Source organism: Microbacterium sp. NPDC089186, from assembly GCF_040685115.1.
In the GTDB taxonomy this organism is placed as follows: domain Bacteria; phylum Actinomycetota; class Actinomycetes; order Actinomycetales; family Microbacteriaceae; genus Microbacterium; species Microbacterium galbum.
Window position 1 is genome coordinate 685,218 of the sequence record NZ_JBFBHJ010000001.1, and the last position, 12,964, is coordinate 698,181.

General features: G+C 70.3%; 15 protein-coding genes. 10 read left to right on the forward strand and 5 right to left on the reverse strand.

Annotated features, from left to right (window positions below):
• Positions 1-14: 14 nt before the first annotated feature.
• Genes AB0N82_RS03255 through AB0N82_RS03275 form a run of 5 tightly spaced genes read right to left on the reverse strand, consistent with a single transcriptional unit; the run spans position 15 to position 2,233 of the window.
• Positions 15-602 carry a hypothetical protein gene (locus AB0N82_RS03255; RefSeq protein WP_363388061.1) on the reverse strand — a complete coding sequence of 196 codons (588 nt, stop codon included), beginning with the start codon at positions 600-602 and terminating at the stop codon, positions 15-17.
• On the reverse strand, positions 602-1,180 hold the full coding sequence (locus AB0N82_RS03260; RefSeq protein WP_363388064.1) for a DNA/RNA endonuclease G: 579 nt from the start codon (positions 1,178-1,180) through the stop codon (positions 602-604). The genes AB0N82_RS03255 and AB0N82_RS03260 overlap by 1 nt, the downstream gene beginning before the upstream one ends.
• Complete coding sequence (locus tag AB0N82_RS03265; RefSeq protein WP_363388067.1) at positions 1,180-1,572, reverse strand: hypothetical protein; 393 nt, start codon at positions 1,570-1,572, stop codon at positions 1,180-1,182. The genes AB0N82_RS03260 and AB0N82_RS03265 overlap by 1 nt, the downstream gene beginning before the upstream one ends.
• Positions 1,569-1,757 (reverse strand): DUF2273 domain-containing protein, encoded by a 189-nt coding sequence (locus AB0N82_RS03270; RefSeq protein WP_076673182.1) that lies wholly within the window; start codon positions 1,755-1,757, stop codon positions 1,569-1,571. Before AB0N82_RS03270 ends, AB0N82_RS03265 begins: the two co-directional genes overlap by 4 nt.
• Positions 1,754-2,233, reverse strand: a complete 480-nt coding sequence (locus AB0N82_RS03275; protein WP_315994008.1) for an Asp23/Gls24 family envelope stress response protein — start codon at positions 2,231-2,233, stop codon at positions 1,754-1,756. The genes AB0N82_RS03270 and AB0N82_RS03275 overlap by 4 nt, the downstream gene beginning before the upstream one ends.
• Before the next feature lie 307 nt (positions 2,234-2,540).
• Between AB0N82_RS03275 and AB0N82_RS03280 the strand changes: the two genes are divergently transcribed.
• The 10 genes from AB0N82_RS03280 to AB0N82_RS03325 all read left to right on the forward strand — a co-directional run bounded on the left by AB0N82_RS03280 (position 2,541) and on the right by AB0N82_RS03325 (position 12,932).
• Complete coding sequence (locus AB0N82_RS03280) at positions 2,541-2,759, forward strand: hypothetical protein (RefSeq protein WP_363388072.1); 219 nt, start codon at positions 2,541-2,543, stop codon at positions 2,757-2,759.
• A complete protein-coding gene (locus tag AB0N82_RS03285) occupies positions 2,723-3,331 on the forward strand; it encodes an aquaporin (protein WP_363388075.1) in 609 nt (202 codons plus the stop codon). The genes AB0N82_RS03280 and AB0N82_RS03285 overlap by 37 nt, the downstream gene beginning before the upstream one ends.
• A gap of 112 nt (positions 3,332-3,443) precedes the next feature.
• On the forward strand, positions 3,444-4,322 hold the full coding sequence (gene fdhD / locus AB0N82_RS03290; protein ID WP_315994010.1) for a formate dehydrogenase accessory sulfurtransferase FdhD: 879 nt from the start codon (positions 3,444-3,446) through the stop codon (positions 4,320-4,322).
• Between the two features lie 61 nt (positions 4,323-4,383).
• A complete protein-coding gene (locus AB0N82_RS03295) occupies positions 4,384-6,705 on the forward strand; it encodes an FdhF/YdeP family oxidoreductase (protein WP_363388078.1) in 2,322 nt (773 codons plus the stop codon).
• A gap of 250 nt (positions 6,706-6,955) precedes the next feature.
• The gene (hydA, locus tag AB0N82_RS03300) at positions 6,956-8,380 is read left to right on the forward strand and encodes a dihydropyrimidinase (RefSeq protein ID WP_363388081.1); all 1,425 of its coding nucleotides are present in this window, start codon (positions 6,956-6,958) and stop codon (positions 8,378-8,380) included.
• Between the two features lie 23 nt (positions 8,381-8,403).
• Positions 8,404-9,411: an LLM class flavin-dependent oxidoreductase gene (locus AB0N82_RS03305; protein ID WP_363388084.1), complete on the forward strand. Its 1,008-nt coding sequence runs from the start codon at positions 8,404-8,406 to the stop codon at positions 9,409-9,411.
• A complete protein-coding gene (locus AB0N82_RS03310) occupies positions 9,408-10,229 on the forward strand; it encodes an IclR family transcriptional regulator (RefSeq protein ID WP_363388087.1) in 822 nt (273 codons plus the stop codon). Before AB0N82_RS03305 ends, AB0N82_RS03310 begins: the two co-directional genes overlap by 4 nt.
• 257 nt (positions 10,230-10,486) lie before the next feature.
• On the forward strand, positions 10,487-11,335 hold the full coding sequence (locus AB0N82_RS03315) for an ABC transporter permease subunit (protein WP_363388090.1): 849 nt from the start codon (positions 10,487-10,489) through the stop codon (positions 11,333-11,335).
• Positions 11,332-12,126: an ABC transporter ATP-binding protein gene (locus AB0N82_RS03320; protein WP_363388092.1), complete on the forward strand. Its 795-nt coding sequence runs from the start codon at positions 11,332-11,334 to the stop codon at positions 12,124-12,126. Before AB0N82_RS03315 ends, AB0N82_RS03320 begins: the two co-directional genes overlap by 4 nt.
• Positions 12,123-12,932 (forward strand): ABC transporter permease subunit, encoded by an 810-nt coding sequence (locus AB0N82_RS03325; RefSeq protein ID WP_363388095.1) that lies wholly within the window; start codon positions 12,123-12,125, stop codon positions 12,930-12,932. The genes AB0N82_RS03320 and AB0N82_RS03325 overlap by 4 nt, the downstream gene beginning before the upstream one ends.
• Positions 12,933-12,964 lie beyond the last annotated feature (32 nt).

A 12,964-nucleotide genomic window follows, 5' to 3' on the forward strand; every position in this document is an offset into this window, starting at 1 on the left:
CTCCTCGTGGGGGGTCAGTGCACGCGGGTGTTGTCGCGAGCGAGCTTCGCACGCAGACCCGAGTGGATGGAGATGTACGCGCGCAGGTTCTGGCCCGTGAGGGTGGCGAGGTTGGTGACGAGCGTGTCGACGTGCTCCGCCACCTGGCGCGGCGAGGTGTTCTGTCGCGGGGTGACCGCGACATGCAGGACCGACTCGTTCTTGATCTCGCCGGCGGTGATGCGCGAGAAGAGGATCTCGTCACGCTCGGCGAGCGCGTTCTTCAGCGCCTCCGAGGCGAAACCGTCGGTGACGGTGATGCGACCGGCGTCGTTCGCGCTGCCGGTGGACTGCAGCGCAGCGTGGCGGCGCCCGCGCACGGCGGCCGACGCGACGACGATGAGGATGATCGCGAGCACCACGAAGGCGGCGACGGCACCCCAGCCCGCCGAGTCACGGCCCAGCGACTCGAGCCAGCCCTGGAATCCGCCCATGACGGAGGTCCAGGTGTCGGCGCCACCGGGCAGCAGTCCGACGACGAGCGCCAGAGCGCCCAGGCCGAGCAGCACGAGGGCGACCAGGAAGAGGATGAAGCGGTTCAGACCGCGACGCGTGGCGTTCATCAGGACTCCTTGGTGTCGGGACGCTCGATGCGCAGGTGAGTGCGCACGGCGGGGGTGAGCTTGTAGGCGGCGACCTCGGCGTCGACGATCCGGCGCAGCTGCGCCTCGTCGACCGGGATGCCGACCGGGGGGCGCACCGTCACGTCGACGGCGCGGTGGGCGACGCCCACGACGATGTCGTCACGGGCGATCCCGGACTCGTTGCTGAGGTGCTGAGCCAGGGCGGATGCCACGACGCCGTTGTCGACGACGACGGCACGCTGGCCCCACTCCATCTCGTGACGCGACAAGCGCCCGGGCTTGAGGGCGATCACGAGGACGATGAGTCCGAGGATCGCGAGCACGACGCCGCCGACGATGAAGGCGACCGGCATGAGAGCGGTCGGGGCCGCGACGACGGCGTTGAGAGCCTCGCCGGGCGAGACCAGCAGCGGCTGGACACCGGTGAGGGCGAGGATGATCTCGACCGCGGCGTACGCCAGGACGAGCAGGAGCAGCACGACCACGACGAGCATGGCCACGGTGCGCGGGGAGTGCGTCTCGCGACGCACGACGGTGCGGAGCACGGCGTCAGTCATCACAGCACTCGCTTTCGCTGGGGGGCGGTGGCGCCCGAGATGGTCAGGTCGACGCGCGAGATCTCGCGGCCGAACAGCCGCGACAGGCGCGTGCGCAGTTCGCTCTGGGCGGCAGCGGCCGCGTCGAGCACGGGGGTGGCGGCCTGGACGGCCGCGGTGTCGTCGAGGCGCGGCACCGGGAACGGCGACGTGACGCGCACGGCGGCGGTGTCGCGGGCCGAGACGATCTCGACGTGGACGCCCTTGGCATCCACCCCGATGATGTCGGCGGCGGCACGCTCTGCCGTCTTCTGCAGCACGCGGTCGGCGATGTTCACCCGGCCGGCCGGGAGGCCGGGGCCGGCAACCGCGCTGCGGCTGCCGACCCCGGGGGAGGCGGTGACGGTGGTCACGATGTGCTCCGACCCTTGAAGGCGTTGACGACGTTGCGGAAGTCGATCTCACCCGCGGTGATGCGGGCGACGACCACACCGATTGCCATGAAGAGGGCGACGAGGATGAATCCCCAGAAGCCGAAGATCAGAGCGCTGAGGGCCAGCACGAGGCCGGCGAGAGCGCCCTTCGTCGTGGCGCTCACTGGACGCGCTTCTCGGACTCGGCGTCGTTGTTGTCGTCGCCCGGGATGTGGACGTCGTTCACATCGACGTTGACCTCGACGACCTCGAGACCGACGAGACGGCTGATCGCACCCGCGACGCGACCGCGGACCTGGTCGGCGACCTCCTGGATCGGGGCGCCGTACTCGACGACGATGGTGACGTCGGCGGCGGCCTGGGTCTCGCCCACCTCGACCTTGACGCCCTGCGTCAGGTCGGTGGCGTTGATGGCGTCGCGGATGGCGCCGAGCGCGCGGGCTCCGCCGCCGCCGAGCGCGAACACGCCGTTGACCTCACGGGCGGCGATGCCGGCGACCTTGGCGACGACGCCCTCGGCGATCGTGGTCTTGCCCTCGGTGTGGGTCTCCTGACCGCGCGCGGCGAGGGGACGGTTCACGCGCGACGCCGACTGGGGGACGTTCTGCGCAGCGGGGGTGGTGGGGGCGTTCTCAGCCATGTCCGTGCCTTTCGATGTCGTGACCCGATGATTCGGGGTGGGCGCTTCGGCCTACACCACTAAGACGTACCGGCTTTCGGAATCGTCACGCCGGGATTGAAATTCCTTTCGCGATGTGTATGTCAGCGAATGCGCTTACGGCGTATATCGCTGTCGTGGCGGGAGGGTCAAGCGCCACCTCCCGTTCGTTTCGTGTCGCCATCATTCGGGGGTTGCGGCGGCTTCCGAGGAAGTCGGGTGTGACACTCGCCCTGCTCGCAACGTCATCCCCCCGACACACCCGTGGGAACGGACAGAACGGAGCATCATGGGCAAGAAGGACAAGAAGCGCAACGAGCCGGTCGACATCGCGGATTCCACCTCGGAGCAGCAGCGGCAGAAGGCGGGCAGCTGGTCGTCGCCCGCGCGGTACGCCGCGGAGCTGTTCGGCACCTTCCTGCTGGTGCTGGCGCGGCGAACTTCCCCAGCGCCGACGACAACCAGGCCGGCGTGGGCTTCCTCGGCGTGGCCCTGGCCTTCGGCCTGACCCTGGTCGCGGGCATCGCGGCGGTCGGCCACATCAGCGGCGGCCACTTCAACCCCGCCGTGACCCTCGGTCTGCTGGCGGCCGGCCGCACGGACGCCCGCCACGTGCCGGGGTACATCCTCGCGCAGCTGATCGGCGGCATCCTGGCCTCCAGCGTCATCGCGCTCGTGCTCGCGGGGCGCCCCGACGGATTCGCCGCTGCGCAGGAGGCGGGCTTCGCCTCGAACGGCTTCGGCGAGGGCAGCCCGGGCGGCTACGGCCTCGCGGCGGTGTTCGTCGCCGAGGCCGTGCTCACCGGCATCTTCCTCGCGGTGATCCTCTCGGTCACCGCCAAGGCCGAGTACCAGGCGTTCGCCCCGATCGGCATCGGCCTCACGGTGACGCTCATCCACCTCATCAGCATCCCGATCAGCAACACGAGCGTGAACCCCGCACGGTCGATCGCCACCGCCGTCTACGGCGGAACCCTGCCGCTGAGCCAGCTGTGGGTCTTCATCGTCGCCCCGATCGCGGGAGCCCTCATCGCCGGCGCCGTGGTGCGCGTGCTGGGTCGTCGCACCGTCACGGCCTGATCGAGGACGCCGTACCACCGGCCCGGGAACGTGGGGTTCCCGGGCCGGTCCCGCGTCGGCCGGGCGTACGCTCGACCCATGTCCCCCCAGCTCCCGTCGGTGCGGTCCTGACATGGGCCGTCTCACCACCTCGCGCCGGGTGACGCGCATCACCCTCGAGGGGGCGAACCGACAGCGACCGGATGCCATCGCGGTCGAGGAGCCGCTCGAGATCCGCGTCGCCGGATCGCCGCTCGCCGTGACGATGCGCACGCCCGGCCACGACGTCGAGCTCGCCGCCGGCTTCCTCGTGTCGGAGGGCGTGATCAGCCGCGGCGACCAGTTCGCCCGCGCGATCCACTGCGGCGGTCCGGGCACGGGAGGCGCCGACGGCAACACCTACAACGTGCTCGACCTCACGCTCGCGCCGGGCGTGGCCCTGCCCTCCCCCGACATCGCCCGCTCCTTCTACACGACGAGCTCGTGCGGGGTGTGCGGCACCGCGTCGATCGAGGCGGTCGAGAAGGTCTCGACCTACGACGTCTCCCGTGACGCGCTGTCGGTGCCGGCACACGATGTCGCGGCCTTCCCCGACCGGCTGCGCGAGCAGCAGAAGACGTTCGACAAGACCGGCGGCCTCCACGGGGCCGCACTCTTCGACGGCACGACGGGCGAGCTCCTCGTCGCCCGCGAAGACGTGGGTCGACACAACGCCGTCGACAAGGTCGTCGGGTGGGCTCTGCTGAACGACCGCCTTCCCCTGCGTGAGACGGTGCTGCAGGTGTCGGGCCGCGTGAGCTTCGAACTCGTGCAGAAGGCCGTGATGGCCGGCATCCCGATGCTCTCGGCCGTGTCGGCGCCGTCGTCGCTCGCCGTCGAACTCGCCGAGCGCGCGGGCCTCACGCTCGCCGCCTTCGTCCGCGGGTCGAGCATGAACCTGTACACCCGCGCGGATCGCATCGTCGTCCCATCCACAACCCCCGTGGCGGAAGAGGTCGCGGGCGTACGCTGACGTTCGTGCGCGCGGTGTGTGGATGCCACCGGCTCGGCGCCGGAAACCACGGAGGGTGAACATGGGTGAGTCGTTCGGGCTGATGACCGAGGAACCGCGCCAGGGAGGCCTCGGGCCGCAGGTCGACGGCGAGTGGTCGAGCACCGGCCCCTACGAGCATCCCGCCGCCGGATGGGGCGCCGCCCTCACCGTGGGCAAGGTGCTCTACGAACAGCGTCAGCCCCTGGCGGGCACCAAGGCGATGTTCACGATGAACCACCCGAAGAGCGGCTTCGACTGCCCGGGATGCGCGTGGCCCGACGACAAGGGCGTCACCCTCGACATCTGCGAGAACGGCATCAAGCACGTCACGTGGGAGATGACCCACAAGCGCGTGGGCAAGGAGTTCTTCGCCGAGCACTCCGTGAGCGAGCTGTCGCAGTGGAGCGACTTCGAACTCGAGGACGCCGGGCGGCTGGTGGGGCCGATGGCGTACGACGCCGCGACCGACCACTACGTGCCGATCTCGTGGAACGACGCGTTCCGCCTGATCGCGCAGCACCTCACGGCCCTGGACTCCCCCGATCAGGCGGCGTTCTACACCTCCGGCCGCCTGAGCAACGAGGCGTCGTTCCTCTACCAGCTGTTCGCGCGCGAGCTCGGGACGAACAACCTCCCCGACTGCTCGAACATGTGCCACGAGGGCTCGGGCCGCGGGCTCACGGCATCCCTCGCCACCGGCAAGGGCACGGCCGACCTCGAGGACTGGGAGGCGTGCGACGCCCTCTTCGTGCTCGGCGTCAACGCCGCCTCGAACGCCCCCCGCATGCTCACGAGCCTCGCCGAGGCCATCGATCGCGGCGCCCAGGTCGTGCACGTCAACCCGCTGCGCGAGGTCGCGGGCACCCGCACGATCGTGCCGCACGAGATCGTCGACATGGCGACGTTCAACAGCACCCCCACGAGCACGATGAACCTGCAGGTGCGCCCGGGCGGCGACCTGGCCCTCGTCCGCGGTATGGCGAAAGTGGTGTTCGAGGCGTCGAAGACCGACCCCACGGCGCTCGACCAGGCCTTCCTCGACCAGTACACGAGCGGCCTCGACGCCTACCGCGCCCTCGTCGAGGCGACGCCGTGGTCGGAGCTCGTCGAGCAGGCGGGACTCACCGAGGCCGAGATCCGCGTGGCCGCCGACATCTATCTCGCCTCGAAGGCGTGCGTGATCAGCTGGTGCCTCGGAGTCAGCCAGCACCAGCACGGCGTCGACACGGTGCGCGAGATCGTCAATCTGCTGCTGCTCCGCGGCAACGTCGGCCGCAAGGGCACCGGTCCCTCCCCCGTGCGCGGCCACAGCAACGTGCAGGGCAACCGCACCTGCGGCATCAACCACAAGCCCACCGAGGAATGGCTGGCGAAGCTCGACGAGGTGTGTGGCATCACCTCGCCGCGCGAGCCCGGCCTCGACACCGTGCACACGGTCGCGGCCCTGCACCGTGGTGACCTCAAGGTGTTCCTCGGCATGGGCGGCAACTTCGTGCGGGCCGCTCCCGACACCAAGCTGACCGCCGAGGGCATGGGCCGCTGCGAGCTGACCGTGCACGTGAGCACCAAGCTCAACCGCAGTCACCTCACCCACGGCAAGGAGGCGCTCATCCTCCCGTGCCTCGGCCGCACCGAGCGCGACATGCAGGAGGCGGGCCCGCAGTCGATCTCGACCGAGGATGCCATGAGCTCCGTCATGCTCTCGCTCGGCTCCCGCAAGCCCGCGTCGCCGCACCTGCTCAGCGAACCCGAGATCATCGCGCGCATCGCGCGGGCGACCATGCCCGGCTCGGCGACCCCGTGGGAGTGGTACGTGGGTGACTACGACCGCATCCGCGACACGATGGCGAAGGCGCTGCCCGGCTTCGAGGGCTTCAACGAGCTGGTGCGCCAGCAGTACGGATTCCGCATCCCTCAGCCCGCGCGCGAGCGCGAGTTCCAGACGCCCTCCGGCAAGGCGGAGTTCTCGGATGCCGAACTGCCGAACGTCATCCCCGAGGAAGCCGACGTGCTGGTGCTGCAGACCATGCGCTCGCACGACCAGTGGAACACGACCATCTACTCGGCCGACGACCGCTACCGCGGCGTCCGCAACATCCGCGAGCTGGTGTTCATGAACCGGCGCGACATGAAGGAACGCGGTCTCGCCGAGGGCGACCTCGTCGACATCGTGGCGACCTCGCGAGACGGGTCGGTGCGCCGTGTGACCGCGTTCCGCGCCCTGGGGTACGACACCCCGCGCGGCAGCGCCGCCGGCTACTTCCCGGAGCTGAACGTGCTGCTCGGCCCCGATGACTACAGCCGCCAGAGCGATCAGCCGCTGATGAAGGACATCCGGGTCAGGATCGCGAAGACGGCGTGACGCCGGGTCACGGCCCGGGCCGTCGTGGCTCGGCTCCGGCCGGTGCCACGCCGGGACCGGGCTGAAGTCCCGTCCATGTACACATCGGCGGGTCGATTGCCCGACCCGTCGATGCGTACCTGCCCGCGGCGGCGTGTCGACCGCGTCTTCCGCCGTTGCGCACGGCGGGACCGGGACAGGGGGAAACACGCGCGTAATGCAGACGCTCTATGTTCAGTGAACCAACAGTCCACTGAATGAACCGAGTGACATGGACACCTTCATTTTGCACGGCGGCACCGTCGTGAGCAGCGAAGGCCGCGTTCGCGCCGACGTGCTCGTCAAAGGGACGCGCATCGCCGCGATCCTGGCCCCGGACGCCACCCCGCCCGCCGACGCTCGGCGGATTGACGTCACGGGTACGTATCTGCTGCCCGGCGGCGTCGACACGCACACCCATCTCGAGCATCGCGTGGCCAGCGGCGCGACCCGCACCGCCGACGACTTCTTCTCCGGCACCGTCGCCGCGGCGTGCGGGGGGACGACGACGATCGTCGACTTCGTCCGCGCTCCCGCCGGCACGGCGATCGATGACGCCTTCCACGCTCGGCGCGCGGCCGCCGAGGCATCCTGCGTCATCGACTTCGGCTTCCACCCGATCGTGCCGGCGACCGCGGGCGAAGACGACACCTTCGAGCGCCTCACCCGGTTGACCCGGGAGCACGGAGCCGCGAGCTGGAAGTTCTTCATGGCGTACCCCGGCTCGATGGTGTCCGATGACGTGCTGATCCGCGGCTTCCGCGCGGCACGGGAGTGCGGCGCGCTCCCGATGGTGCACGCCGAGAACGGCCACATGATCGCCGACGCCGTCGAGCGGCTGACGGATGCCGGCCGCACGGCCGAGCACGAGCACCTGCACGCGCATCCCGCCGACGCCGAGGTCGAGGCCGTACATCGGGCGATCACCCTCGCCGAGCACGTCGACACCCCCCTCTTCATCGTTCACGTTTCCGCCGCGGATGCGGCGCGCGTCGTCCGCACCCGGCGCGACGCGGGAGCGGATGTACGCGCCGAGACGTGCCCGCAGTACCTCGTCACCGCGTACGAGGACTACGCCGATGCGGGCTCACGGGCCGCGGGGTACATCTGCTCTCCGCCCATCCGCGAACAGGCCAATCGCGAGGAACTCTGGGCCGCCGTGTCCAACGGCACGATCGACACGATTGGCACCGATCACGCCGCGTTCGCCCTGCAGACCACCGACCCCGAGATGCCCCAGAAGGACGTCGGCAAGGGCATCTTCTCGGCCACCCCGAACGGCGTCCCCGGTGTGGAGGAACGCCTGATGGTGATGTATTCCGCGGGCGTCGGCACCGGTCGCATCTCGCTCGAACGCTTCGTGGAGCTCACCGCCACGGCGCCGGCGCGGACCTTCGGACTCGCGCCGCGCAAGGGCGCGATCGTCGCGGGCGCCGACGCCGACATCGTCGTCTGGGATCCCGAGGCCGAGCGCACCCTCAGCGCCGAGACCCACCACAGCCTCGCCGACTACAGCGTCTACGAGGGGATGACCGTCCGCGGCGCTCCCGCCGCCGTGTACGCCCGCGGCGAGCTCGTCGCGCGCGACGGCGAACCCACCGAGGCGGCCATCCGCGGGCGCGGTTCGTACCTCGCGCGCACCCTCCCCACCTGCTGACCTCCGACGACAGGACCCTCATCATGCGCATTCCCCTCGGCATCCACCTGGGCGAGCGATTCACCCTCGACGAGACCTGGGCGGCCGCGGAGATGGCCGAGGATTTCGGCTTCGACTCGCTCTGGGTCGCCGAAGGTCGCCTGACCCGCGACGCCGTCTCGCTCATGGCTCTTCTCGCCGCGCGGACGCGCACGGTCCGCATCGGATCCGGCGTGGTCAACAACAAGACGCGCAACGCCGCCCTGATGGCGGTGACCTTCAAGACCCTCGACGAGCTGGCACCTGGGCGCATCATCTGCGGCCTCGGCGCGTGGTGGGAGCCGCTCGCCACGCGCGTCGGGACGCCGCTTCGCAAGCCGGTCACCGCGATGCGCGAGTACGTCGGCGTCCTGCAGTCCTTCTTCCGCAACGAGGAAGTGACGTTCTCGGGGGAGTTCGTGCAGATGGACGGCGTGCGGTTCGACCGGATGTACGCCGAGAACGTCGCCGTCGACATCCCCATCTATGCCGGAGCGGTCGGGCCCCGCATGCTGGAGCTCGCCGGACAGACGATGGACGGCGTCTATCTCGACTTCCTGCTGCCGGTGTCCTACCTCGACTTCGCCGCGACGCACATCGGCGCGGGGCTGGCCAAGCGGACCGACGGCGTCACCGCCCTCGACATGACGCAGGCCATCGCCGTCGCGGTCGACGACGACGACCCCGCGGCCGCCCTCGACGAGTGCCGCGCGTTCCTTACGCTGTACCTCATGCAGCAGCCCCACATCGCCGAGCACTGCGGCGTCGAGCCCGAGCTCGTCACCCGCATCCAGGAGATCGCGGGGTGGCCCGCGCGCCCCGAGGACATCCGCCGCGCCATGCGGCTGGTGCCGGACGAAGCCGTACGACGGGTGTGTGCCGCAGGGTCCACGGCCCAGGCCGCCGACAAGCTGGAGGAGTACGTCGCGGCGGGTGTGCGGGTGCCGGTGCTGAACCCGCTCGGACCGACCAAGATGCAGACCATCGCCGCGCTCGGCAAGGCCTTCTCGTGACCGAGACCACCGAGCCCGCTGTGCGCAGCGGCTCGGATGCCGGCCAGATCCAGAAGACCGTCGCGATCGTGCGGACGGTCGCGGCCCATCCCGAGGGACTCGGACTCTCGGAGCTCGCGCGGGCGTGCGGAGTGGCCAAGGCCACCTGCTATCGCATCCTGACGACCCTCGAACGCGAAGGGTGGATCGTCTCCGACCCGGTGACCAAGCGTTCCCGCCTGTCGCTCGATCTGATCCTGATGACCGAGAGCGTCGTCACCGGGGGGTCTCTCACCCGGTACGTCCGTGACGTGCTGGCCGACATCGCGGCGACCACGGGCGAGACGGCGGGCATCGACACCCTGACGGGGTCGCAGGTCACGGTGCTTATGGAGGCCAGCGGCCCGCACCTCATCGGTCACGCACCCCGGCCGGTGCCGCGCCTGCTGTCGAGCTGGCGGACATCGACGGGACGCGTCCTGCTCGCCTGGAACGATCCGGAGCTGGGTCGCGCCGATTTCGAGAAGGATGCCGCTGCGGGCCGACTGCCCGCGGGTTTCACCACCTACGACGATTTCCTGGCCGAGATCGCCACCGTTCGCGAGCAGGGCTACGCGGTGACCCGCAGCCAGCTCGAAGAGGGGCTGACCGCCATTGCCGCCCCTGTGCTGATCGACGGCGCGGCGAGATACGCCGTGTGGACGAGCGGACCGAACTACCGACTCGACGAGCGGATCGACGGCGCGGTCACCGCCGTGACGGAGCGTGCCGCGAGCTTGGCCCGTCTGCTGCAGCGAGCGGGGACCGATCTGGACGGGCGCACGACGCGTTCTTCGTGACGCGCATCTCCTCGACTGCCCCCGGCGCCTTCGGCGCACCGGGGGCAGTTGCCTTTGCGGGACAACTCGAAACACAGCAGTAACCTCCCCCGCCTCTCGCGGAAATGCCGCTCCTCCATGATGGTCACAAGAGCGAACCGTCGGTTCGCTGGATGAACCACTGGAGAGAGATGACCGCTCACCTCGTGACCCGCCCCCGCGATGCCTCGCCATCGCGTACCGCGGCCACGCCGCCGTCTCGGCGTCGAGCGGCCAGCGTGTTCGCCCCCCTGCGCAGTTTCGCCATCGCGGCGGCCCTGATCGTCTCGGCCGGCCTGGTGTGGGAGGGCTACAAAGCGCTCGGCCGCGCCTTCGGCGACGTCATCCCCGGCCTGAACCTCCCCTTCCCGATCGCGACCACGGACGCGGCGATGCCCCACATCGCCCAGATCGTCGGCGCTCTCGCCTCGCCCGCCAACGTCGCGGGCGGCGGGACACTGCTGTCGTACTACCTCGTCGAGACCAGCGTGACGCTGCGGGAGTCCCTGTACGGCATGCTCATCGGCGCCGTGATCGGCGCCCTCCTCGCGATGCTCCTGCGCGAGATCCCGCTCCTCGGGAAGGCCACGCTCCCGTGGCTGATCGTCAGCCAGACCATCCCCCTCGTCGCCCTCGCCCCGATCATCGTCGTGTGGATCGGCAGCGCCGGTCTTCCCAGTTGGATCGCCGTCACCGTCATCGCGGCCTACCTCTCCTTCTTCCCGGTCACGCTGAACACCTTGACCGGGCTCAACGCGGCCGACCCCCTGCACGTGGAGTTCCTGCGGTCGATCTCGGCATCACGCTGGCGCGTGCTGGTGCACGTGCGCATCCCGACCGCCCTCCCCAGCTTCTTCACCGGCCTGCGACTCGCCGCGACCGCGGCCGTCATCGGCGCGATCGTCGGCGAACTGTCGGCCGGCACCGGCGCCGGCATCGGGCGCGCCATCCTCACCGCCGCCTACTACTACTCCCTCGCCCCGGCGAACCTCTACGCCGCCATCCTGGTCGCCTCACTCGCCGGCATCGTCTTCGTCCAATTCATCGTCCTCGTCGAGTGGCTCACCCTCAGGAAGAGGTCCTCATGACCGCCCCCGCCATCCAGCTGTCCGGCGTCTCGAAGGAGTTCGTCACCTCCTCCGGAAGCACGCTCGCGCTCGACCACATCGACCTGGAGATCCCCTCCGGCGCGTTCGTCTCGCTGCTCGGCCCCTCGGGCTGCGGCAAGAGCACACTGCTTCGCGTGATCGGAGACCTCATCCCGCCCACCTCGGGAACGGTCACCGTCGCCGGGATGACGGCCCGCGAGGCGCGACGTACACGTCAGTACGGCATGGCGTTCCAGGCGCCGGGCCTGATGGACTGGCGCACCGTCCGGCGCAACATCGAGCTTCCGCTGCAGGTGCAGGGCGTGCCGCGCGCCGAACGCCGCGCGCGGGCCGACGAGATGCTCGAGCTCGTCCGCCTCACGGCGTTCGCCGACCACCGACCCCGGCAGCTGTCGGGCGGGATGCAGCAGCGCGTCGCGATCGCCCGCGCCCTGGCCATGCAGCCCCGCGTCCTCCTCATGGACGAGCCGCTCGGCGCGCTCGACGAGATGAACCGCGAGCACATGCAACGCGAACTGCTGCGGATCTGGCGGGCCACCGGCACGACGATCGTCTTCGTCACCCACAGCGTCCCCGAGGCGACCTTCCTTTCGACCGAGGTCGTCGTGATGTCGCCCCGCCCCGGGCGCATCGCCGAGCGTATCGCGATCGACCTGCCCTTCCCCCGCACCGACGACACGCGCGTGGCCCCGGAGTTCTACGCCGCCGAGAGCCGCGTGCGTACGGCCCTGCACGCCGTCCTCGACCCGTACGAGAGCGTGACCCCGTGAGCGCCTTCTCTCCGGCCCGTCCCGTCCGGTTCTCCACCGGCACGGGCGTGATCCGCACACTTGCCCCCGCGGCCGTCCTCGGCGCTGTGGTCCTGGCGCTCTGGCAGGTCGTCGTGAGCCTCGGCGGCATCCAGGCCTACCTTCTTCCGGCCCCCACCACGATCGCCGCCGCCCTCGTGTCCGATGCTCCCCAGTTGCTCGCCGCGGCGGTTCCGACGACGACGGCGATCGTCTCGGCCGTCGTGCTGGGCGGCATCCTGGGCGTCGTCGGCGCCATCGTCATCACCCTGTTCGAGGGCGTCGCGAAGGTGGTGCTCTCGCTCGTCGCCATCGCGAGCTGCGCGCCGATCGTCGCGCTCGCACCGATCTTCAACGCGTGGTTCGGAAGCACCTCGCTCATGTCGAAGATCGCCGTGGCGACGGTCGCGGTGGCCTTCCCCGTCGTCGTCAACACCACGCGCGGCCTGTTGCGCGTCGACCCGCTGCACCGCGAGCTGCTCGACTCGCTGTCGGGAACCCGCGGCCAGCTGCTGTGGTTCGTACGTCTACCGGGCGCCCTCCCGTCGCTCTTCGACGGGCTGCGGATCGGCTCGACGATGTCGGTCATCGCCGTCATCGTCGCCGAGTACTTCGGCGGGACAGCCCAGGCGCTGGGCGTCGTCATCGCGAACAGCGCGGCCGTGTCGCGCTTCGACCTCACCTGGGCCGCCGTCGCCCTCGCCAGCGCCATCGGCCTGGCGCTGTACGCCCTCGTCGCCCTCGTCGAGGCGCTCGTCGTTCCGTGGCGACGCGCCGTGGCATCCTGACCCACCCCCTCACCCGAACGCCCCACCCTCCG